Raw genomic sequence first — 21,276 nt, forward strand, 5'->3', positions numbered from 1 at the left:
ATCAACGAGAAGGGAAACGCGTCCGATGAAGAACACCTGGAAGGTCAGCCCGGGGGCCCAGATTGCCTACGACGGAAAGATGTGCACGGTCGCGGAGATCGGTGATGGCGCCGTCATCGTCCGCACCGCGGATGGGCGCACTCGCCGTCTCCGCATGATCGATGTGCTGCAACCGGAGTCGGAAGGCGGCAGAGTGCACGTGCCAGGCAGGGTGGGCGACGACGAGCAGACGCAACCTTTGATGCTTGTCTGGTCGGACGCAACCCAGTCCGCTCAGGCGGGTGCTCACCATCGGGCGGATCACGTCCGTGAGGTGCTCACGGGATACCGGTCGGGCAGTCGTGAGGTCGCCCGAGAGGGCGAGCCACGACTGGAGTACCACCCGCAACGGCCGCTCCGAGAGCGACAGAAGGCCAAGGCCAAAGAGCTCGACATAGGCCTACGGACCCTGGAGCGATGGGTCTCCCGGTATCGAGACACCGGGGAAGCGGGTCTCATCGATACCCGGATGTCACGGACGGGTGCGGCACTGACAAACTTCGACCCGCGGTGGGTTGACGCCGCGCGAACGATACTCGATGAGCAGGACGATCAGTCCAAGGTGCAGAAGAAGATCATCCTCGCCCGGATCCGCGCACGCATCGAGAGACTTCACGGCCCCGACGTCGTCACATTCCCGTCCACCGCCAGCGCATACCGGGGCTTGGACGAGCTCACCCGCGGACGAGGCACTTTCGCGGGTTCCACGAAGGCAAAGAGATCGATCGCGAACCGGCCCGCCGCTCCCTACGGACGGTTGACCGCGTCACGTCCCGGTGAGTTCGTACTTCTTGACACCACCCCACTGAATGTGTTCGCCGTCGCTCCGGTGACGGGCAAGTGGGTCTGCGCGGACCTCACGGTCGCGATCGATCTCTACTCACGGTGCATTCTCGGGCTGCGCTTGACGCCAGGATCGACCAAGTCCATCGACGTGTCCGGTGTTCTCGTCGAAGCGATGCTGCCGTTCGACCTACCGGGCAGTTGGGATACCGCCGCTCGTGTCCCGTATCACGGCGTGCCTGACACGGTGCTCGTCGACCCCACCCGAACCGATGTCGCCCGTTTCACACGCGCCGGCATCTTGCCCGAGACGATCGTCGTGGACCACGGTCGCCCTTTCCTCTCCGAGCATGTCACCACCGCGTGCGCCCGACTGGGCATATCAATCCAGCCAGCCCGTATCTACCAGCCCACCGACAAGAGCCCGGTGGAGCGCTTCTTTCGCACTCTCGACTCTCTCCTGCAGGAGCTCCCCGGCTACAAGGGTGCGGACGTGTCGGGTCGTGGGGACGATGTTGAGGGTGAGGCGGTGTATACGGTTCCGCAGTTGGAGCAGATCATCCGCGAGTGGATCGCGACGGTCTATCACCTCCGCCCGCATGAGTCGCTCGCCGATCCCAGCCTCCCGGGTGTGAAGTTGAGTCCGGCGCAGAAGTATGACCAGGGGCTCGCTGTCGCGGGTTCGCTGCGGATGCCGACGGACCGGAATGTGCTGTTGGAGCTGCTGCCGGTGGTGAAGCGTCAGTTCAACCACTATGGGGTGGAGATTCACAATCTTCGCTACACGGGGGATTCGGTGGCGAAGTACCGCAACCGGGCCCGGTCGATCCACCGGGACACGGGCACGGAGTGGCCGTTCGTGGTGAACCCGGACGACCTGACGAAGATCTACTTCCACGACCCGGAGGATCACACCTGGCACACCCTGGAGTGGGAGCACAAGGACGCGTTCGACACCCCGTTCAGTTTGGACGCGTTGGAGTATGCGAAGAAGATTGCGATCCGGCAGGGCCGCCCCTCGCAGGTCGATGATGTTGCCGCGCAGTTGCTCGAGGACTGGGGCGCGGGCCGAGGGTTGACACCGTCGGAGCGGCGGATGAGCGCCCGGATGGCGGCCCGCCTGGATGAGAAGAACCCCGATCCGGAAGGGGTGTGGTCGTTGCGGACGGTGCAACGGATGCTGGACGCAGAACTCACGGCCGGGTCGGACCTGGCGACGGAGCTGACCGGCGGGGTGAGGGATCCGAGGACACGGGTCGATGTGCCGGAGACCGGAGATGATGACGACGAGGACGACATCGACGAGCCCACCATCCGTGGCGACTACCGCTTCGAGCCGATGGAGATGCTCCGATGACAACCACCCAGCCCCAGCCGCAGGCGGGAGCACGGCAGCGGAGCCTGTCCACCTACGAGGGGTGGAACGACTTCGCAGAACGCCCAGCCCGGACCCGTCCGGACACCCTCACGCTGAAGCGGCTGGCGGCGCTATCCACGCAGGAGCGTGTCGGGTATGACTTGGCGCGGCGTCAGTGGCACGCGAACATCCTGCTGCGCACCCGACAGGTGCAGGAGATCGAGTTGCAACTCGGCGACATCCTGGACTCGAACCTGCAAGACGCCGACCGGGTGAAGTCAGCGGCGGCGATCGACGCGCCGCCGGCGCTCGGGAAGTCCACGGTGGTGAACAACTTCGGTCGAGTGTTCCACCAGCAGCGGATCGCGGAGGCCGGGGAGTGGCTGGATCAGGACCGGGACGTGCGGCACCTGCCGGTGTGTCATGTGACGTTGACGGGCCGGCCGACGATCAAGGGTCTGCACATGATGATCCTCGGGTTCTACGCCCACCCCGCCACCGCCGGGATCCTGCACCGCTCGATGGCGGGTAGAGATCTTGCCCGGGCAGCCGCGGAGTGCATCGAACGCCACGACACGCGCCTGGTGATCGTTGATGATCTCCACTTCCTGCGGATGAATACCCGTGACGGGGTAGAGGTCGCGAACCAGTTGAAGTGGCTCTCGAATGAATACAACGCCACGTTCCTGTTCGCCGGTGTCGCCCTCCGCAAGCGGGGACTCGTCGGGGAGGGCCAGACCGGCGAAGGCGCAGCAATGGCGCAGACCTTCCGACGGTGGACAGTCCTCAGCCTGGAACCTTTCACCCTCGCCCACAAACGCGGCCGCGATGAATGGGACCGGCTGCTGTTCGGCATCGACCAGGCCCTCGTGCTGACCGACGGGAGAGACGGGATGCTCGTCGACCTCTCGCGGTACCTGTTCGCCCGCACGACCGGGAACATCGGGTCGCTGATGGACCTGATCCGCCGCGGCGCATCGCGCGCAATCCGCACCGGCAGGGAACGCATCGATCGGGAGCTGCTCGATGATATTCGCATCGACGAGGGCGCCGAGACGGAACGTCGTGAGCTGGAGGCGAAGCTGGAACGGCAGCTTCGAAGCCAGAGAGCGGGCCGCCGCCGAAAGACCCAGGGTGGCGAGGTGGCAGCCGCATGACCGGCAAGGCCGCGACGCGTTCCGACGAGGTGCGGGTGCTGCCGTTTCGGGTGCGGCCACTGCCGGATGAGCCGTTCGATTCCTGGCTGGAGAAGATGGCGGCCACCTATGGGGCGACGATGAACGAGATGGCATGCGCGCTCGGTCTCATCGAGCAGGAGAAGGGTTTGGCTGTATCGGCGACCGCGTGGATGGCGGACAAGTGGGCCACAACCCTCACCGAGGAGCAGGCTGCCCGGCTTGAGGCTTCCACGGGCATCCCTGCCGATCAGTTTCACGAGATGACGAGGATGCGCTTCGCCCGTCACGCGATCCGCTATACCCGGCAGGGTCGGATCAGCGCGCAATGCCCGGCTGCAGGGACCGCGGGACGATACTGCCCGGAATGCCTGGTCGATTCGGGTGGACGGTGGCGGATGTCGTGGCAGTTCCCGTTCGGGTTCGCCTGTGCCCGCCACCGCCGCCTTCTCGTGGATCGGTGCCAGACCTGTGATCTTCCTGCCCGACACCGCGCTCACCCGCTCGCACTTGTTCCCGTTCCCGGGCGTTGCCACAATCCCGTGCGGGGTCCGGGGAGGGGTCCGCAGGCCAACCGGTGTCGCGCGGACCTCACCGAGGACCGGACCCGCACGCCGGTGCCGCAGGCGGTGCTGGATGCGCAACGGGCGATGATGCGCATCGTCTCCACCGGTCAGGCGCAGTTCGGGATCTATGCTGATGCACCGCAGCCGGCCGTGCCTGTGTTGGAAGACATTCGGCTACTGTCCCGCACCGCGCGGGACGCAATCGTCGGCGGTCACAGCATCGACGCGAGCCCGCTGGGCCGGGAGCTCATTGGGCTGTTCGAGATGAGCGAGGACTGGACGAGGGCGATCCGGGCGCGACCAGACTCTGCCGTCGGGGCCGCTGTCGGCACCACCCTCGGTCACCGCGCACTGACCAATCCGGCCGCGATCATCTCCCTGCTGCAGGGGCGGCTGGCGCACAGCACGTCGTACACCGCGCACACACCACAACTACAGACCCTGATCGCGGCCGCGCTGGGTCGCCGCCGCCGCCCCACCGTGTTTCTGCAGTCCGCACCGCCGTCGGGCGTCAGCCCGGAAGAGCGAGCACGGAAAGTGCCGGCACAGTTGTGGGGGGACTGGATCGCCCAGTACGCCCCACTGCGGGTCGACAACGAGATCGCCGCGTCCGCGCTGGCAGCAGCGGTCGTGTTTACCGGCACGAGGCTCACACACTCCGCCGCGCTCGCGCTGCTCGATCCGCACGCACCGTCACGGCAGGTGACGCACGTGATGCGTGAGCTGGGCCGCAGCACTCACCACGTGACGACCCTGCACGCGGTCCTCCGCCTGGCAGCTCTATTGGACACGCAAGACGTGCCCATCGACTACGCCCGCCGCCGCCACCTCGACTACACCGATCTCCTGCCCGAATCACAGTGGGGGCAGCTCTGCCGGGACGCGGGCGTGTCCCCAGGGAGCGGACGACGCTGGGAGTTGGCGCGCGCAGCCCTGTACCAAGAACTCTCCGGGAACCCGCTGCGTGCGATGCCTACGGCGTGGCACACGACCAGGGCGAGCCCGCCCGCCGTAGCCCGCTTCGTAGAGGAGCTCCCGCCGGCGGTGCGGGCGGCGCTCGATCAGATCGCCGCAGAGTTCCTCGTCGCCAACGGCATTCAGGAGCCCGTCACCTGGACACCCGAACCCACCCCTCAGCTCCCGGAAGTCGGACCCCAGATCGCGCCGTCGTGGCCGCCCATCCGGCCGGCACGAGCGACAGCGACAGAAGCCATGCCACCAGACCGGCTGACGCAGGTGTACGCGGCGGGAGCTTCCACCTACACGATCGCCGCAGACACGAGGGTGTCTCGGCAGACAGTGGGTCGCATTCTCGCCGACGCGGGCACCCGGACTCGAAGGGGACGACCCCGCACCTTCGACCTCGACCCCCGTTGGCTCCGCGATCACTATGAAACGAAGCACTGGACCATCGCACAGATCGCGCAGCTCGCCGGCTGTAGCGAGATGACCATCAACCGGCATTTGCATAGCGCCGGCATCCCGGTCCGCCCACGCGGGGCGCGCATCAACGGGTCTACCTCGGACGCAGGCAGGCAACGATCTGACCCGCCCGCCCCGCGGGGCCCATCACAGGCTCACGGACTCCGTCGCAGCACTCCCGTCGAGCCATCGACGAATACTCGAATTCCAGACACGCGAAGGACGTCGGCATGACGCAGAAGAAACGAACTTCCAGTCGGCTGCGGCACGACGCGCGGGAACGCGTGAAGGTGACAGGAGAGAAGTACACCACGGCGCTGAAGGCAGTCATGGATGCGGGTTCATCCAGCAGCCGAGCTGGAGGACGAGATCAGGGCGAGGAGCCTGCGGGTCCCGCCGACACGCAACGCGCACCCGACGACACCCGTGACCGGAGCTGAGTCCGGGGTGGGATCTCTGCGATGACGGTCGAGGGCAAGGAATGCGTGGTGTCGGCCGACTCAGGCCGGGAGGACAAGCCGTGGTCGGCACCTCACCTCGCGCCGCTGTTCATTGAACTCACCGCTGACGAGACGGCGCCGGTGTGGGCGCGTCGCGCTGTGACATTCCTCCATCGCTACGCCCGCGAACACGGCCAATCCCCGACCTTCCGGGAAGTATTCCCGGAGCTCGCGTCGCACGATCTCAGCGCCGCGGAGCATCAGGCTGCCTGGACGTCGTCGTCGCCGCGGTACCTGACGATGGTGCACTGGCAGCGTTGTGGATGGATCCGCTTCCGACGAGAACCGCGGACCCTCCGATCCGGCCCCGCGGCAGGCGAACTGTTCATACCGTCGCCCGCGCCGAAAGCGCGTCCGAGGCAGTCCTAAGCCTTGGCGGTGTTCCCGGGGGAGTCGGGGTGGGAAGAGTAGAGCGCGCCGAGGAGTTCCTCCAGCGCGACGCGCAGTTCGTTGTAGCCCATCGTGTAGAACATCGCGTCGGAGTTCGAGGTTTCGGTGGCGTCGAGGTTGGCGAGGAGTTGACGGGCTTCACGGACCGCCACATCGAGCCACGGCTCGACATCCGGTAGGCCCCGGACCCACTCGTCGATGACGGTGAACGGGATGGGCGCGTATGCGTGGGCGTCGACGCCGACGTGGAACTGGTGCCCATTCGGGCCGTGGTCGCGTGCGTGCGTGTGACCGTGCAACAGCGGGATCCCATCGTCCCAGCGGGGCCGGTGCGACGTGTGTCGGTCCGACTCCTGCGAGTCGCCCTTGTACGGGTAGTGGGATGCGAGGATCCGGTAGCCGTGCCGGGTGCCTTCGATGACCTCCGGCAGAATCGTCCACCCGGCCGCCTCGTAGAGCGGCGCGAACCGTTCGATCGCCTTCCTGGACTGTGTCGCTGGTGAGACCCGGTCATGGTTCCCGGGGACGAGGTACCGGTGACCGTTCAGCTGCGCGGTGAGGGTGATCGATTCCTCGATCGGCCCGAGCGCGACATCCCCGAGATGTAGCACCACATCTGTCGGGGCGACCGTCTCGTTCCAGCGGCGGATGAGCTCGGTGTTCATCTCGTTGACGGTGGTGAATGGACGGTCCGCGAGTTCGCTGATCCGGGCGTGGCTGAAGTGGGTGTCCGCGGTGACGTAGTCGACTCGGTCGAAGTCGAACCACGGATACTCACTCACGGCTAACGCTCCTCGCATGTGACGGATGTCTAGCAGAATCTAGCGGTGTCTAGCGTTTCGGTAGACACCGCTAGATGTTCCTAGAGTTCGTCGAGATCGATCCCGAATTTCCGGGCGAGATCGGAGCGCGCCACCTCCGCACTGTCGGCGGGACGCTCCCGGGCGATACGGGCGATTTCCTCGTCTTCCGCCGCATCCTCCGTGGCGGCGACCGCTGCCAGCTCATCGATCAGGACAAGAACGGGTGTGCCGTCGGCGGTCGCGCGGCGGCGGATCTCGGCGGCGGCATGGCCGAGGGTGTACATCCGCTCCCACGGGTGCTCGCCGTGGCGAGCGATGGCCACGGTGTCGCGGGTGTAGCTGCGCTCATCGCCTGGGACGAGCCACCGTTCGGTGCCGTCCGAGGCGAGGAAGAAGTCGACGTAGCAGTTCCCACACGGCATCCGGTAGACCCCGGGCTCGGTGGGGGCAGAGTCGGTGCTACGCGCGATCATGTCGCGGATGATCCGCCCCCAGTCCGTGTTGCCGTCAGAGTGTGACATCGGCCAGACCCTTCGTTTGGCGAACGGAGTAGTCTCTCACACCGGTGAATTTGTGTCCACTGATTGGGTCAGAGCCTGTTCGAGTCGAGTGGTTGCTCTCGCTCAGGAAGTCTCGCCCGTCGTGAGATGCTCGCCTCATGGCATCGCACACTTCAAGCGGCTGAAAGCGGCCCCAGAAGACCTCATCGACATCCAGCGCTGCGTGACGTTCGTCGCGGGCATGGGCCTGGACCCCGTTTGGCCCGAGGCCCAGCAAGGCCTAGCAGCCGGTGGAAGGCCATTTCACTCGACGCGCTGGACCGATCACAACTCAATGGGTAGCCCACCCGAGGCACATGAACGTGCTGCTCAAGGCGCGCCGCCTCGGTGGGACGGCGGACGGCGACTGATATATCGAGCCGTGTCATCGCAGCCGGTGTCTGCAGCATGCAACAGACTGATCTGGCAACCCGGCTTCGCCGGTAATGCACAGCCCCTGGCAGACACAGCGGGCCAAGTGACCACGAGCGGAGAACAGATGGCGAAGATGCGAGTGCACGAGCTCGCCGCCGAACTGGGAGTCGACGCAAAGGCCGTCTTGGTCCGTCTGCGAGAACTTGGTGAGTTCGTCAAGAGCCCGTCTTCATCGATAGAAGCTCCAGTTGCTCGCAAGGTGAGGGCGTCGTTCGGTGCCCGACCCCCTCGACCCGGTTCGCCTCGGCCATCGCCGATGCGACGTGAGCACGTAGACCCGCATGTCGATCGGCCGGGATTCGATCCGACCGCACCATCCACTCGACAGTTCGGCTGGCGATCGGGCGCTGTGGCGGCGCCCCAGCACCCAGACCTGCTGGCAAACGTCGAGCGCGTTCGATACAAGTACCCGGTCCTGCGTGACCACATCGACGCTCTGCGAAGTCTTGGCTCCCAGGTGGTCTACGCGGGGTTCTGCCGTCAGGATGGCTTCAGGGACTGCGCGATCGTCCATGTGCGATTCAGTGGAGCGATCGAGGCCGGGTTTGGGTTTACCCGCGAGGTGATGATCTTCTACAGTCCGCATGAGGATCTCCAGGGCCGGACCTTCCAGGCTGCGGCCCGCGAGCTCGGTGGCGCCGATCGTTCCATCACTCCGGACATCTTCTTCATGTGGTCGCCCGATCGGCGTCTACAGATCAAACTGAACGACTGGTCGCGCCCCGCGAAACTAGCGATCCCGCTCTTGATTGACGACGAAGACGAACTCTCGCTAATTACCCTTCTTCGCGACTACATCTATGCCCGAGACCTCTTCTACATGACGACTCCCGTGTATGGCGCGAGCTTCTTCGGCCGCAGGACACTGCTGCAGTCGATGCGTGACGACGTGTTCAACCAGCGAGTCACAGGCGTCTTCGGACTGCGGAAGTCGGGCAAGACGAGCATCCTCATGCAGCTTAAGGAGGAGTTGCAAGAGGACAAAGTGGTGACCGTCCTCATGGACCTGGAGGCCTTCCCCTCTCCGCCGGAAGACCCCACCGACGACATCGTCAGCGATCTGCGTCGACGACTGATTGCTGAACTCAAAGCTCACAAGCTGCGCACCCAAGAGCTTTCGCAGCTGCAGGAACGCCCGAGCATCCTCGACCTGAAGAACGCTCTCCAGGCGATACTCAAGCATCTCCACAAAGACGGGCATAGGATCCTGCTCCTCCTGGACGAGATCGAGTACTTGACCCCAGCGGATCGCATCGATATCGCTGAAGGCGACATGCCACGCATTGCGCAGCTGCTATCGGCCCTCAGGAGCATCGTGCAGGAGTCTGAGAACTTCACCTTCGTGCTGTCCGGCCTTACAAGCGCCATCGTTGAAGGTGGACGACTGTATGGTCGACCGAATCCCCTCTTCTCTTGGGCGAAGGCCGTGTACGTGAAGCCGCTGGAGCGAGAAGAGGCGGACGATCTCGCGAGCACCGTCGGCGGCAAGATGGGCATCCAGATCGAACCTGGTGCGCTCGAGGCACTCCACGAGGCGTCCGGTGGTCACGCCTATCTGTATCGAAATCTGAGCTCAGCCGTCGTGCAGCACCTTCCGACCGACGTCTTCCAACGTACGATGACTCGCGCTTCCGTGCTCACAGAACTTGATGATTGGAAGAGTCGCGTCCAAGGCAACATTGAGGAGATGGTCCAACACGTCAAGCGCTACTACGCGAACGAGGCCGTCATGCTGGACGTGCTGATGGACAGTGCAGCCGACTTCAAGGAACTCGCATCCAGCGAGCACGTCGCAGTTCGTCGACTGAAGGACCTGGGTCTGATTCACGAACAGGACGGCGAGTTCGAAGTCAGCGTGATCCTGGAGCTCGTATGAGCGCGACCGACTACTCCGACTGGATACTGGGCGTTCACCGAAAAGCGGAGCAACTCCGCGTCGTGTTCCTGCAGCTGGGCTCGAGCAACGAGCCAGCCCGCCGCGCTCTGGGGGCTTCGCAGGTGAACGTGACGCGCGTCCGGGACTACTTGCAGCCAGATGGCCCACTTACCACCGGAACAGTCGTGATCGACGGGATGGAGTCGCTCACGATGCAGAGTGAGGCCACTCAGATGGGTGCGCTACGCGAGCGCGTCTTCAGCGACGTCGAGGCCGGCGGCAGGGTCATCCTCCTCTCCCGGGCGCCTCGGATTGCTTTCCCTCCAGTGGTCGGGAGTTCGCTCCTTGACGACGCCAGCCTGGCGCATGCTCCGGTCGTCAAGAGCACAGGCGCTCACGAGTGGCCAACGTGCGTTGAAGACGGCGCCTCCCCGGCCGACGTACTGTGCCGGGCGCTGACAGAACTCGGTATGGACCTGGCTGCGTCTCTCGATCGTGTCGTGTACGAGAGCCTGCTGATTGGCCAGAGCGCGCTGGGCCTGCTCAACGCGAGGGAGCTTGAGGCGCTGGATGGTTCCAGCCTTACAGCGCCCGACGGTGCGACTCGGACATGGAATTTTCCGAAGCATCTCGGACCGCTCAAGAAGGCGCTCGACGAGGTTCTCGCGGATGCCCTCGATCCTCAGCAGCAGCTTGCCGAGGTGAGTTCGGGACTCTGGAAGATCGAGCGGATCATCCGACGCGAAGTGCGTCGGCGCGCAATCGCCGCATGGGCGGAGAACTGGCGCACGCAGTGCCTGAACGGCGACCTTCCGGAAAAAGTGCTCGAGCGAGCGAGCGAATCGGCATACATGGGCGCCACGTCGGTCAAGCAATTGCGCGACCCTCTCGAATGGCTCTCACTCGGGGAGTTGCTCCAACTAAAGGACCGTTCCCAGATCGGCGACTTGGGGTTGAGCGCCGCTCACTGGCGACAGTTCAGCGCGCAGATCATGCCGATTCGGAATCGTCTGGCACACATGCGCAGTCTTCGGCCCGAGGACGCCGCCGACGTCGTCAAATGGCAGCGAGTGCTCGAAATGCGATTCCCCACAAATTGAGACGAGCGCACTGCGAGGAGCGTACGCCCGATCAGTAGGCTCATCTCGGTAGCGGGTGAGGAGATTCGAATGGCGGAGAGCACCACTGCCGATCTGGACGTCAACAGGTCCGACCGGCGACTCGGGCGCGCTGTGACGCGGGTTCATCAAGCCTCGCGCACAATCGACCCGGCTCTGAGACCCAGACTCGAGTCACTACTTCACGCAGGCGAAGCGATGGACTTCGTCGCCCGCATCCATGGATTCTCCGACCCCTTGAGTGCATCCGCCCTCGAGTCTTTCGCCGTCCAGGCAGGAATTGGAAGGCAATCACTTCACTCGACCGTGCTGCCGGCGCTGAAGGCTGCCAATGTTGCAGACTTCGCGCTGGACACACAAGGCGTTGTAATCGAGGTGCAGGAGTTTCTGGGCGTAACCGGGAACCTCATCGAACAGTCCTACCGCGTTCTACAGCAGCTCAACCCGACCATCGATGAGATCGTAACGCTGCACTCGATCGAAGTCGCATCGTTCGCCCCGTTGACGACCACCCAACATCTCGACCAACTCCACCGACGAGGATTCAACGACCAAGTCAGCGAAACCGGTCTGAACCTTGCACTGGCGACAGGCCTTACAAAGCGCGTCAACTCCGTCGATCTCGCCGAGGACGTAATTTATAGCCCTTACGTGTGGGAGTCAGGACAGATTGAGATCGCGTCGTTCCTCCGTGGCCTTCCCCCGGGCGAGCGCGACGCGCTTCTCGGCATATGTGAACAGGCAGCGCAACACCCCGGCCTCGCACTTCCACTCCTCGCGCAACCGACCCCCGGCGTGTTCGGCGCAGCACAGAAGGTCGGACTCGTCCAGGCCGCCACCGTCAAGTCGACGGGAGGATCCGGAGCGCAGACATATGTCTTTTCACCTACTCTCGAGTCGGAGGACGACCGGCTCACAACCACCGAGGCGCTGAATCAGCGCAAGCTTTTTGTCGCCCACATGCTCTTCGGGCATGAACGAGCGGAACGTAGCGGCGGTCGAATACACGATCCTGTGGTCCTCGTGCGGGCGCTCCTAAACCGCGGGAGCGTTGGGCCTGCGAGCAACATCAGCACCGACTACCACCTGCTTGAGGCGCACGGCATCGTTCGCGTCCGTGAAACGGACCACGGCCGGGCATACCTCGAACTTGTGAAGGAGGAGATCGTCGAAGGCGGGCTCGCGTGGCTTCAGAACTCATCAACGTCCGCAGGAACGACGGACCCGACGGTGAACCTCCTCCGAGCTCCAGGCGAGTTCACCAACCCAGAGCAAACACGTGCGGGCGCGGGCGACCTCGGAGCCGCTGACGAGATCGCGAGATCAGCGATCCTCGAGCTGAGAAAGGAACTGCAACGTGCCACCCGTCAAGACCGACCCGCTAACCCCCGGTGATCGACTCGAATGCCGCGTAGGCCAAGTGTGGTTCTGGGAGGGGTACTTCACTCGGGTAGGCATCGACCTCATCAGCTACTACGGCGCGGAACTCATCCAAGTCACCGACCTGGATCTACTCGCCATCGGGCTTGGTCCCGGGCTCGAGAGTCACCGGACCATTGGCGAGTCCAAGAGCGGGACGGGGAAGAGCGCGCCGAAACCACTCGACCGTATTGTGTGGCTACGCGGACTGCAAGAGTTGGTAGGCGCAGAGCGAGCGGAACTGACTGTTGCCTCGAGCGTGACGCCCAGAACCCGGGAGCTGGGCCGCCATTCCCGCGTCAGCGTCGAATCGATCAACGACCTCCAGGCGCGAGAGGCCGCACTTAATCTCTCGAAACTCACAGATCTTGGGGCCCACGGACCCAACGCCCTGCTTCTGCGGCGCACAGTCAAAGTAGTCAGCAAGGACGATCCCACGCTCGGACCTGCGTTCAAGTTCCTCACTTCCACCGTGTGGTTTCTAGATCCGTTCGCTGCACTGAAGCAGAGCCTGGGTCTACTTGAGACGCTTTGCCAGCGCTGGACGCCCGGCGTCAAGGATGACGAACAGCTCGCGGTACGGTGGCTCATTTCAGAGACCCTCAGTATCTGGGTACTCAACCTCGTAACGATCGTGGGATTTGTCCGCCCGATGGATCCGAGTGCATTCACAAGTTTTCTTCGCGAACGCCTCGCAGACGGAGTTGTGCCCGCTCAGCGCATGCGCCAGTTGTCGCGCGACTTCGACAAGTTCATCAGTGGACTGCTCGCGGCGGCGAAGGCCTCGCCCGAGGTGCGGACTGAGGCCATGGGCGCGTTTGAGCCCTCACCGCCGGAGTGGGCTGACTCTGCTGCAGAACTCGCAATCCGGCTAGGCCGTCAGCCCGCGCTCCGAGACTTGCCTCGACAGTTTGATCTCGTCGTTCACGAGCGGCTAGCTCGTGGGCGAGACATCTCAGAAGCTGCGGGGGCTCAGCTTCGACTCAATGATCCGGCGGCAAGATCAAGCGTGAGCCTCATTGCAGCGTTCCTGCGAAGCTTTGGCTCTCTGAAGGACGACATCAGCGAGCTTCTAATCGCAGGGTTCGGTAAGCCGGCGCAGGCGCCGCCCGAGCCTGCACCCCAGCAAGAGATCGAAGCGACTGCTCTCACACTGCCCGGCCTCGACGCCGCTGACAGCGTTGCCGAGGACTGACTGGCGTGGGGCTGTAGGGATTCGCCATTCCCCACGGAATCCTGAGCCTTCGGCCACTGCCAACTACCGGGGATTCCCGGCATCCTCGGCCATTTCCAACGGGAACCTACACGTCGTCGAGGTCGTCGTTGCAGTGAGCTTCCGATGGTCGGCGACATGCGCGGGTTCGTCGCGGGGGCCTTCGATCTCGAACCCGCAGACACCGCAGCTATGCAGCCCGATGCCGTCGACGTCGTCCGAGGGGATGTACATCGTGGTGGGCTCTTCGCACATCAAGCAGCGCATGGTGTCTCCGTTCGTGATTGTCAGGTGATCGGTTGGACGGTGGCGGAGTATCCGCGGTGGGAGCCCCAGGCCGCGGCGATGCGGTCGGCAATGTCGCGGTCCTCGCCGAGGTATGGCCGGTATCTCTTGCCGCGAGGGTCGGTGATCACGACCTGGACGACGCCGGCGGGCTCGCGCACGGTGACCCTGGCGGCGGGGATCGGATATGCCTGGACGCGACCGGCGATGATGAAAGTCGGGTACAGGTCGCGTGCGAGCTCCGGGGCACGGAACACGTCGTGAACCCACGCCGTGATGGCGAGCGCGCCGGCGGGGCTGAACCCGATGAGGCGGGCGGGGAGTTGCTCGAGCCCGGCGCGGACGAAGTAGTGCTCGTCGACGAGGATCGGCGTCGGCGGGAGCAGGGTTTGCTCGTCGTGGGCGGGGTAGATGGTGAGGCTGGTGCGGCTGTTCATGAGGCGCTCGTTCATGCGGTGCGGCGGATGCCGGCGGCGATGATGTGGGCCTTGGTGGGCCGGGAGTAGAAGCCGAAGCTGTCGTCGTCGTCGGAAGCGGAGACGGTGGCGGTGAGTAGATCTTCGCCGTCCGGCGTGTGCTGCCGTCGCTCTCCGTGGAGATGGAATCCCGGCTGTCGGTCTCGTCCTGGCGACGGTCTTCACGCAGAGCGGCTGGGTCGGAGCAATGGCGGTGACCGCCGCGACTCTCGTCGTGGCGGCGCTGATCGTCTGGCACCGTGCCCGATCCGGTCTCGTTCGTGCGCTGGATCCTGATCATGCCGTGCGCCGGAGCCGATCTCTGTCGTGGTCACCGGGCAACCCGGGTGAGCTGTTCCAAATCGGCACAGCGCTGTGGCGGAATCCTCCCTGAGAGTAGAGCTCATCCACCGAGTGGTCGCCTCGTTCCTGCAGGCGCCGAGCATCAACGAAGGAGTTATGCGATGTCCTCGTCATCCACCGCGACCGCAGTCGTCCCGAGCGCCCTGCGTGATCTGTATCTGGGCTGGTCCGAGCTCATGGCCACCCACGAGCTGGACATGCGGCTGTTCCGCAGCATCTTCGATGAATGGCACCAGCCGACCATCGAACCGGAAAATGTCACCTACAAGGAGGAGACGGTCGGCGGCGTGCCCGGCATCTGGGCGTTCCCGGCCGGAGCCGATCGCTCCAAGGTCCTCCTCTACACGCACGGCGGCGGGTTCGCCGTCGGCTCTGCGGCCAGCCACCGGAAGCTCGCCGCGCACGTCGCGAAGGCGGCCGGGGTAACAGCGTTCGTGCTGGACTACCGTCGCGCGCCCGAGCACCCGCACCCCGCCCAGGTAGACGACGGGGTCGCGGCGTTCGAGGCCCTGCTGGAGCGGGGGGTCCACCCCGAGGACGTCACCACCATCGGCGACTCGGCGGGAGGCAATCTCGCCATCGCCATCCCGTTGGCGTTGAAGGCGAAGGGACGGCCGCTGCCCGGGCACGTCATCGCGTTCTCCCCGTGGCTGGACATGGAGAACCGCGGCGCGACGCTGGTCACCAACGATGCGACCGACGCGCTGATCTCCGTGCCGCTCCTGGAGGGCATGATCGCCGGCGTGCTGGGGGAGACCACCAGCCCGTCGGCGCCGCTCGCGAACCCGCTCTACGCGGATTTCACCGGGTTCCCCCCGCTGTACGTCAACGCCGGTTCGGTCGAGTCGTTGGTCGACAATGCCATCCGCGTGGCAGAGCGCGCCAAGGGCGCCGGCGTTGACGTCACCCTGCATGTCGCCGAAGGACAGCAGCACGTCTACCCGTTCCTGGCTGGCCGCGACGCGGACGTCGACGCGGAGCTTGCGGCGATCGGCCAGTGGCTTCGCCACTGACCTGCAGCACCCCCACCCACCTCATTCAACGAAGGAGTTGCACCATGACATCCACACAGACCACGGACCTCGACGCGATCGTCGTCGGCGCCGGATTCGGCGGCATCTACCAGCTGCACACACTGCGCGACAAGCTCGGCCTGCGCGTCCGCGGGTTCGAGAAGGGCGCCGGCATCGGAGGCACCTGGTACTGGAACCGGTACCCCGGCGCCATGTCCGACACGGAGAGCCCCTTCTACCGATACTCGTTCGATGACGAACTGCTGCAGGAGTGGGACTGGGCCCGAAAGTACATCGACCAGCCCGACATCCTCCGCTACCTTGAGACCGTCGTCGACCGGTACGACCTCCGCAAGGACTTCCAGCTGAACACCGAAGTCACGTCGATCGTCTTCGACGAAGCCACCAACACCTGGACGGTCGGCACCTCCGCCGGAGAATCCTTCACGGCCCGATACGTGGTGACGGCGCTGGGACTGCTCGCAGCAACCAACATCCCCGACATCCCCGGGATCGACTCGTTCGAAGGCCGCCTCGTGCACACCGCGGAGTGGCCGGACGACCTGTCGATCGAGGGCAAGCGGGTGGGCGTCATCGGCACCGGCTCGACCGGAACCCAGTTCATCGTCGCCGCAGCCAAGCAGGTGTCGCACCTGACCGTGTTCCAGCGTTCCGCGCAATACAGCGTCCCCTCCGGCAACGGACCGGTCGAGCCGGGAGAGGTGGAGAACTACAAGTCCCGGTTCCCGGAGATCTGGGAGCAGGTCCGCAACTCGGGCGTCGCGTTCGGGTTCGAGGAGTCCACCGTCGCGGCCACCGATGTCGACGAGGCCGAGCGGGAGCGCGTGTTCCAGGCGGCATGGGACCGAGGCAACGGATTCTATTTCATGTTCGGCACGTTCAACGACATCGCCATCAACCCGGAGTCGAACGAGGCAGCCGCTGCGTTCATCCGCCGCAAGATCGCTGAGACGGTCAAGGATCCGGAGACGGCGCGACTGCTCACCCCGACCCAGCCGTATGCGAAGCGGCCGCTGTGCAACCAGGGCTACTACGACGTGTACAACCAGGACAACGTGAAGCTGGTGTCGATCAAGGAGAACCCAATCGTCGAGATCACCCCACGAGGGGTGAAGACCGCGGACGGCGTGGAGCACGAGCTGGATGTGCTCGTGCTGGCTACCGGGTTCGACGCGGTCGACGGCAACTACCGCCGCATCGACATCCGCGGGCGCGGAGGGGTGAGCGTCGACGAGCACTGGGCCGACGCCCCGACCAGCTTCCTCGGCATCATGACGGCCGGATTCCCGAACATGTTCATGATCCTCGGCCCCAACGGGCCGTTCACCAACCTGGTGCCCAGCATCGAGGCGCAGGTCGAGTTCATCACGACCCTGGTCACCGAGGCGGAGCGGAGAGGCGGGCTCATCGAGGTGTCGCAGCAGGTCGAGGACGAATGGACCGAGACCTGCACGACGATCGCGAACTACACGCTGTTCCCCAAGACCGACTCGTGGATCTTCGGGGCGAACATCCCCGGCAAGAAGCACGCCGTGATGTTCTACCTCGGCGGCCTAGGCGCCTACCGCGGCCTCCTCTCGGAGATCCAGGCGAAGGACTTCGAAGGATTCAGCATCGGACAGCCCATCCCGGCCTGATCGACGGTAACCGTAGGCCGGGAGTGTGCTTCCCGGCCTACGGTCGTCCTATGAGCGACAACATGTCAGCAGACGTCACATTCCGGTCACGCCGCTGGGTCCGTCCCGAGGACCTGAACGCGCACGGCACCCTGTTCGGCGGCAGCCTGCTGCGCTGGATCGATGAAGAGGCCGCGATCTACGCCATCATCCAGCTCGGAAACCCTCGGGCGGTCACCAAGTACATCTCCGAGATCGACTTCGTCAGCTCCGCACGACAAGGTGACCTGATCGAGATGGGACTGCGCGCCACCGCGTTCGGGCGCACCTCCCTCACGATGCGCGCCGAGGTGCGCAACATGATCACCCGTGAACGCATTCTCACGATCGAGAAGATCGTCTTCGTCGGCCTCGACGACCACGGCCAGCCCATTCCTCACGGCTACACCGACATCACCTACGAACGCGACCGGCTTCCCCACCACCATGGACTCATGCGCACAGAGGATAGATCCACAGCGGACTAGGTATTGGCGGGTTCCAATAGGGAGGCGGATACTGGGTGTGACCACTTGCAATGACGCGAGGTCCCAGCTATGTCCACCGATACCTACTCCGCCGCGAGCGTGCGGCAGGCTCGTGAACGCCTTCTCGAAGCTGGCGTCGGCGCGCACGGTCTCACTCCCCGAACACTGAACGTCCCCCCGGTGATCGAGCGCAGTTGGCGTCGCTCGATCACCACCGGTGGCGGCTGCGATCCGACTGCGACTCCTGCCTACCACCCGTTCTCCGAACCGGCGGGACGCTTCCAGGACACCGCTGAGACCGTCCTGGCGCGATGGGCGGAATCACTCGCTGACATGCGTGTCGCGCTGCTGGTCAGCGACCGATCCGGACGGATCCTCGCCCGAAAGGTAGGCGACCCGAGCCACGCGAGACGGCTCGACAAGGTGTCCGCCGCCGAAGGATTCGACTTCTCGGAGTCCGCGCTGGGCACGAACGGACTCGGAACGGCGATCGAGGAAAGATCCGCAGTGTTCGTGCGCGGCGCCGAGCACGTCAACGACCGGCTGCAGACCCTCGCCTGCGCCGGCGCCCCCATCCACGACCCCCTCTCGCAGCGTGTCATCGGCTCGCTCGCCCTCGCCTCTCCAGTCGGGGCATCCCACCCCGCGATGCTCGCGATCGCGAAGCAGGCCGCTCGTGACCTCCAGGACGCGCTCCTGAACACCGCACCGCCGGAGTTGCAGGCGCTGCTGGCCCGGTTCGCGGACGGCACCGCCCGCCACCGCGTGCTGGCCATCAGTCGAGGAGGCGTGCTCGCCTCGACGGGCGCGTTGCCGATGCTCTCGGCCGAGCGGCACGTGACCCTGTGGGACGAGTTGCAGGCCCACCACTGGCAGGGGGATGTCGCATCCGTCCTGCTCGCGGGTCGGCCGAGCACTGCCCGCCGCATCGTGAATCGGGCAGGCGAGAGCATCTACCTCGTTGAACTGCCCGAGGACGAGCCGACCGCAGCGCCGGAACCCACCCGACTCTCCCGCCTTGCCGCGCACCTCGACGTGCTCGGTCGCACCAGCGGGTGCATCGCGATCCACGGTCCCCGCGACAGCGGGAAGACGCTTCTCGCCCAGCTCTGGCTGCGCGAACGCGACCGCCACGACCCGGTCGTCATCGACGCCCCGGCATTTCGGGAACCGGGGGCCGTGGTCACGGCGGTGCACGCGCTGAGCACAGGTACATCGGTGGTCGTCCGCAGCGTCGAGTCTTTGACCGACGCTGACTTCCCGGTCCTGCAGCAATTGGCCGGCGCGGCAGATCCCATCCGGTCCGCCCGGGTCGTGTTCTGTGTCGCAGACGACCCGACTGGCGTCGTCTTCAGTTACCTGGGCCGCCTGGGGCCGCGACTCGACCTCCCAGCGCTGCGCGATGACCCAGACCGTGTCATCGGCCTGGCCGTGAGACTCGCTCAGGAGCACTCGGTGACACTGAGCCCTGCTCTGCTGCAGGCGCTTTCCCGGTGGGACTGGCCTGGTGGCGCCTCGGAGCTGCGGGTTCTGATTGCCGCGATGGTGGCGTACCGCCCCGTCGGCACCATCCTGGACGTCGACCTTCTGCCCGCCGAGATGCGCACACGTGCCCGCCAGCTGCGCGGCATCGCCGCATCCGAGTACCGGGCGATCGATGCGGCGCTGCGGGAAGCGGACGGAAACCGTTCGCGCGCAGCGGAGATCCTCGGTATCGGGCGCACAACGCTGTACCGGAAACTGCGCGCGTACGGTCTCGACGGGCAGAACACCCTGATCTCCTGAAAACAGCGCCCCCGCCTGCCGACCAGGGAGGCCTGGATTCGCAGTTGCGTACTCGGCGCGGCGGAGGCGTTACACGGGGATATCAGGCGGGGGTTCGGATGAGCTTCTTGTTCGCGAACTCGTCCATGCCGTACCGGGCGAGCTCGCGTCCGACGCCGGAGCGCTTCACGCCGCCGAAGGGGAGGTCCGGTGCGCTGCGGCTGGTGCTGTTGATCCACACCATCCCGACCTCCAGTTCGCGGGCGATCTGCGCGGCCGCCAGAGGATCCTGCGTGAAGACGCTGCTGGACAGCCCGAAGGGCGACTCGTTGGCCAGGGCGACCGCGGCCTGCGGGGAGGGCACCCGGTACACGACCGCGGTCGGTCCGAACAGCTCCTCCTCGTAGGCTCGCATCAGCGGGGTGACCCCGGTGAGCACGCTGGGCGGGTAGAAGGCGCCCTCTCGGCGTGCACCGGGGGCGATGTGCAGGGTGGCGCCCTTGGCGACCGCGTCCTCGACGAGCTCCTCGAGCTCCTTGCCGGCATCCGCGGACGCCAACGGGCCGAGGAACGTGTCGGGGTCCGTGGGGTCGTCGGGGATGATCTTCGTGATCGCGTCGATGAACTTCCGAGAGAACTCGTCGTAGACGGCATCCACGACAATGAACCGCTTGGATGCCGTGCACGCCTGGCCGCCGTTGGCGATGCGGCCGCGCACGCCGGCTGCCACGGCCGCGTCGACGTCAGCATCCTCCAGGACGATGAACGGGTCCGAGCCGCCCAGCTCAAGGACGACCTTCTTCATATGCCTGCCGGCCACCTCGCCGACAGCCGAGCCCGCCTTCTCGGAGCCGGTCAGCGACACCCCTTGCACGCGCGGGTCGGCGATGATGCCGGCGATCTGGCGGCTGTCTACGAACGCGTTGATGTACGCGTCGGCCGGAAGCCCGGCATCGTGGAGCACGCGTTCGATGGCGAGGGCGGACTGCGGGCAGTTGCGGGCGTGTTTGAGGATGATCGTGTTGCCCAGTGCGAGGTTGGGGGCGACAAACCGGGCCACCTGGTAGTACGGGTAGTTCCACGGCATGATCCCCAACAGCGGCCCGATCGGCTCGGTGCGGACGAGCGCTTCCCCTCCGCCGACGATGTCGAGGGTCTCGTCGGTGAGAAACGCTTCGGCGTGGTCGGCGTAGTACTGGTAGATCGAGGCGACCAGCTCGACTTCCCCGCGGGCCTGCGTGACGGGTTTGCCGACCTCGAGGGTCAGCAGCGCGCTCAGTTCATCGATGCGGTCCCGGTGCAGTTGCGCCGCGCGTGCCAGGATCCCCGTCCGTTCGGCGAGCGGCAGCTCCCGGTACCTGCGGTAGGCCGTGTGCGAGCGGGCGACGATGTCGGCCACGTCCGCATCGCCGATCACGGGGTACTCGGCGACCGTCTGGCCGGTGGCTGGGTTGATGGTCCGGTATGCACCCATCGTGGTCTCCTCGCTTCATTGCTGTCGTGCGTCTCTCGGGCCACGCCCGCCCAGATCGGCGGTCGTCTGGCGCGATACTGCCCACTCAGCCTGTCGCGCCGTGGCCGAGTTCGTCCAATACCG

The 21,276-nt window shown here is 65.4% G+C and carries 16 protein-coding genes and 1 pseudogene; 13 read left to right on the forward strand and 4 right to left on the reverse strand.

The genetic code is table 11. From position 1 onward, the window contains the following. Positions 1-25 precede the first annotated feature (25 nt). From ACLF6J_RS11380 to ACLF6J_RS11395, 4 genes are all read left to right on the forward strand, one after another. Positions 26-2,179 (forward strand): DDE-type integrase/transposase/recombinase, encoded by a 2,154-nt coding sequence (locus ACLF6J_RS11380; RefSeq protein ID WP_005055284.1) that lies wholly within the window; start codon positions 26-28, stop codon positions 2,177-2,179. Next, positions 2,176-3,336, forward strand: a complete 1,161-nt coding sequence (locus ACLF6J_RS11385) for a TniB family NTP-binding protein (RefSeq protein ID WP_005055282.1) — start codon at positions 2,176-2,178, stop codon at positions 3,334-3,336. Before ACLF6J_RS11380 ends, ACLF6J_RS11385 begins: the two co-directional genes overlap by 4 nt. Continuing rightward, entirely contained in the window at positions 3,333-5,576 is a 2,244-nt protein-coding gene (locus tag ACLF6J_RS11390; RefSeq protein WP_101305218.1) for a TniQ family protein, read from the forward strand. The genes ACLF6J_RS11385 and ACLF6J_RS11390 overlap by 4 nt, the downstream gene beginning before the upstream one ends. Before the next feature lie 227 nt (positions 5,577-5,803). After that, positions 5,804-6,211 (forward strand): hypothetical protein, encoded by a 408-nt coding sequence (locus ACLF6J_RS11395; RefSeq protein ID WP_043341843.1) that lies wholly within the window; start codon positions 5,804-5,806, stop codon positions 6,209-6,211. On the opposite strand, the gene ACLF6J_RS11400 is transcribed toward ACLF6J_RS11395, so the two are convergent. Further along, entirely contained in the window at positions 6,208-7,014 is an 807-nt protein-coding gene (locus ACLF6J_RS11400; protein WP_005054963.1) for a metallophosphoesterase, read from the reverse strand. The two genes, ACLF6J_RS11395 and ACLF6J_RS11400, sit on opposite strands and share 4 nt — an antisense overlap. Positions 7,015-7,094: 80 nt before the next feature. Further along, positions 7,095-7,556: a hypothetical protein gene (locus tag ACLF6J_RS11405; protein WP_005054965.1), complete on the reverse strand. Its 462-nt coding sequence runs from the start codon at positions 7,554-7,556 to the stop codon at positions 7,095-7,097. A 517-nt stretch (positions 7,557-8,073) separates the two neighbouring features. Between ACLF6J_RS11405 and ACLF6J_RS11410 the strand changes: the two are divergent. The 5 genes and pseudogenes from ACLF6J_RS11410 to ACLF6J_RS11430 all read left to right on the forward strand — a co-directional run. Beyond that, a pseudogene (locus ACLF6J_RS11410) lies at positions 8,074-8,218 on the forward strand (translation initiation factor IF-2 N-terminal domain-containing protein); the annotation flags it as partial. Positions 8,219-8,358: 140 nt separating this feature from the next. After that, on the forward strand, positions 8,359-9,885 hold the full coding sequence (locus ACLF6J_RS11415; RefSeq protein ID WP_005054967.1) for an AAA family ATPase: 1,527 nt from the start codon (positions 8,359-8,361) through the stop codon (positions 9,883-9,885). Beyond that, a complete protein-coding gene (locus tag ACLF6J_RS11420; protein WP_005054969.1) occupies positions 9,882-10,985 on the forward strand; it encodes a hypothetical protein in 1,104 nt (367 codons plus the stop codon). Before ACLF6J_RS11415 ends, ACLF6J_RS11420 begins: the two co-directional genes overlap by 4 nt. A gap of 69 nt (positions 10,986-11,054) precedes the next feature. Beyond that, positions 11,055-12,398, forward strand: coding sequence for a hypothetical protein (locus tag ACLF6J_RS11425; protein ID WP_005054971.1), 1,344 nt, complete (start codon positions 11,055-11,057; stop codon positions 12,396-12,398). Beyond that, positions 12,361-13,617: a hypothetical protein gene (locus ACLF6J_RS11430; protein WP_005054973.1), complete on the forward strand. Its 1,257-nt coding sequence runs from the start codon at positions 12,361-12,363 to the stop codon at positions 13,615-13,617. The genes ACLF6J_RS11425 and ACLF6J_RS11430 overlap by 38 nt, the downstream gene beginning before the upstream one ends. A 305-nt stretch (positions 13,618-13,922) precedes the next feature. On the opposite strand, the gene ACLF6J_RS11435 is transcribed toward ACLF6J_RS11430, so the two are convergent. Beyond that, on the reverse strand, positions 13,923-14,357 hold the full coding sequence (locus ACLF6J_RS11435) for a hypothetical protein (protein WP_101305219.1): 435 nt from the start codon (positions 14,355-14,357) through the stop codon (positions 13,923-13,925). A gap of 482 nt (positions 14,358-14,839) precedes the next feature. Here ACLF6J_RS11435 and ACLF6J_RS11440 point away from each other — a divergent pair, with 482 nt between their 5' ends. The 4 genes from ACLF6J_RS11440 to ACLF6J_RS11455 all read left to right on the forward strand — a co-directional run bounded on the left by ACLF6J_RS11440 (position 14,840) and on the right by ACLF6J_RS11455 (position 19,700). Next, the gene (locus ACLF6J_RS11440; protein WP_005054979.1) at positions 14,840-15,751 is read left to right on the forward strand and encodes an alpha/beta hydrolase; all 912 of its coding nucleotides are present in this window, start codon (positions 14,840-14,842) and stop codon (positions 15,749-15,751) included. Between the two features lie 44 nt (positions 15,752-15,795). After that, the gene (locus ACLF6J_RS11445) at positions 15,796-17,409 is read left to right on the forward strand and encodes a flavin-containing monooxygenase (RefSeq protein WP_195692615.1); all 1,614 of its coding nucleotides are present in this window, start codon (positions 15,796-15,798) and stop codon (positions 17,407-17,409) included. A 50-nt stretch (positions 17,410-17,459) separates the two neighbouring features. Further along, positions 17,460-17,915 (forward strand): acyl-CoA thioesterase, encoded by a 456-nt coding sequence (locus tag ACLF6J_RS11450; RefSeq protein WP_421076886.1) that lies wholly within the window; start codon positions 17,460-17,462, stop codon positions 17,913-17,915. 69 nt (positions 17,916-17,984) lie between these two features. Further along, complete coding sequence (locus ACLF6J_RS11455) at positions 17,985-19,700, forward strand: sigma-54-dependent Fis family transcriptional regulator (RefSeq protein ID WP_421076887.1); 1,716 nt, start codon at positions 17,985-17,987, stop codon at positions 19,698-19,700. An 82-nt stretch (positions 19,701-19,782) separates the two neighbouring features. Here the strand turns inward: ACLF6J_RS11455 and ACLF6J_RS11460 are convergent, their stop codons facing one another. Then, positions 19,783-21,153, reverse strand: a complete 1,371-nt coding sequence (locus ACLF6J_RS11460; RefSeq protein ID WP_347424474.1) for an NAD-dependent succinate-semialdehyde dehydrogenase — start codon at positions 21,151-21,153, stop codon at positions 19,783-19,785. Between the last annotated feature and the right edge of the window lie 123 nt (positions 21,154-21,276).

It is taken from the genome of Microbacterium sp. IO18 (assembly GCF_049099505.1).
Lineage (GTDB): Bacteria > Actinomycetota > Actinomycetes > Actinomycetales > Microbacteriaceae > Microbacterium > Microbacterium aurugineum.

Excerpts from the sequence above, each read along its gene's own strand:
- ACLF6J_RS11385 (WP_005055282.1), top strand. The coding sequence starts at position 2,176 with ATGACAACCACCCAGCCCCAGCCGCAGGCGGGAGCACGGCAGCGGAGC.
- ACLF6J_RS11390 (WP_101305218.1), top strand. The coding sequence starts at position 3,333 with ATGACCGGCAAGGCCGCGACGCGTTCCGACGAGGTGCGGGTGCTGCCG.
- ACLF6J_RS11455 (WP_421076887.1), top strand. The coding sequence starts at position 17,985 with ATGTCCACCGATACCTACTCCGCCGCGAGCGTGCGGCAGGCTCGTGAA.
- ACLF6J_RS11445 (WP_195692615.1), top strand. The coding sequence starts at position 15,796 with ATGACATCCACACAGACCACGGACCTCGACGCGATCGTCGTCGGCGCC.
- ACLF6J_RS11435 (WP_101305219.1), bottom strand. The coding sequence starts at position 14,357 with ATGAACAGCCGCACCAGCCTCACCATCTACCCCGCCCACGACGAGCAA.
- ACLF6J_RS11425 (WP_005054971.1), top strand. The coding sequence starts at position 11,055 with ATGGCGGAGAGCACCACTGCCGATCTGGACGTCAACAGGTCCGACCGG.
- ACLF6J_RS11450 (WP_421076886.1), top strand. The coding sequence starts at position 17,460 with ATGAGCGACAACATGTCAGCAGACGTCACATTCCGGTCACGCCGCTGG.
- ACLF6J_RS11380 (WP_005055284.1), top strand. The coding sequence starts at position 26 with ATGAAGAACACCTGGAAGGTCAGCCCGGGGGCCCAGATTGCCTACGAC.
- ACLF6J_RS11420 (WP_005054969.1), top strand. The coding sequence starts at position 9,882 with ATGAGCGCGACCGACTACTCCGACTGGATACTGGGCGTTCACCGAAAA.
- ACLF6J_RS11460 (WP_347424474.1), bottom strand. The coding sequence starts at position 21,153 with ATGGGTGCATACCGGACCATCAACCCAGCCACCGGCCAGACGGTCGCC.
- ACLF6J_RS11405 (WP_005054965.1), bottom strand. The coding sequence starts at position 7,556 with ATGTCACACTCTGACGGCAACACGGACTGGGGGCGGATCATCCGCGAC.
- ACLF6J_RS11395 (WP_043341843.1), top strand. The coding sequence starts at position 5,804 with ATGACGGTCGAGGGCAAGGAATGCGTGGTGTCGGCCGACTCAGGCCGG.
- ACLF6J_RS11440 (WP_005054979.1), top strand. The coding sequence starts at position 14,840 with ATGTCCTCGTCATCCACCGCGACCGCAGTCGTCCCGAGCGCCCTGCGT.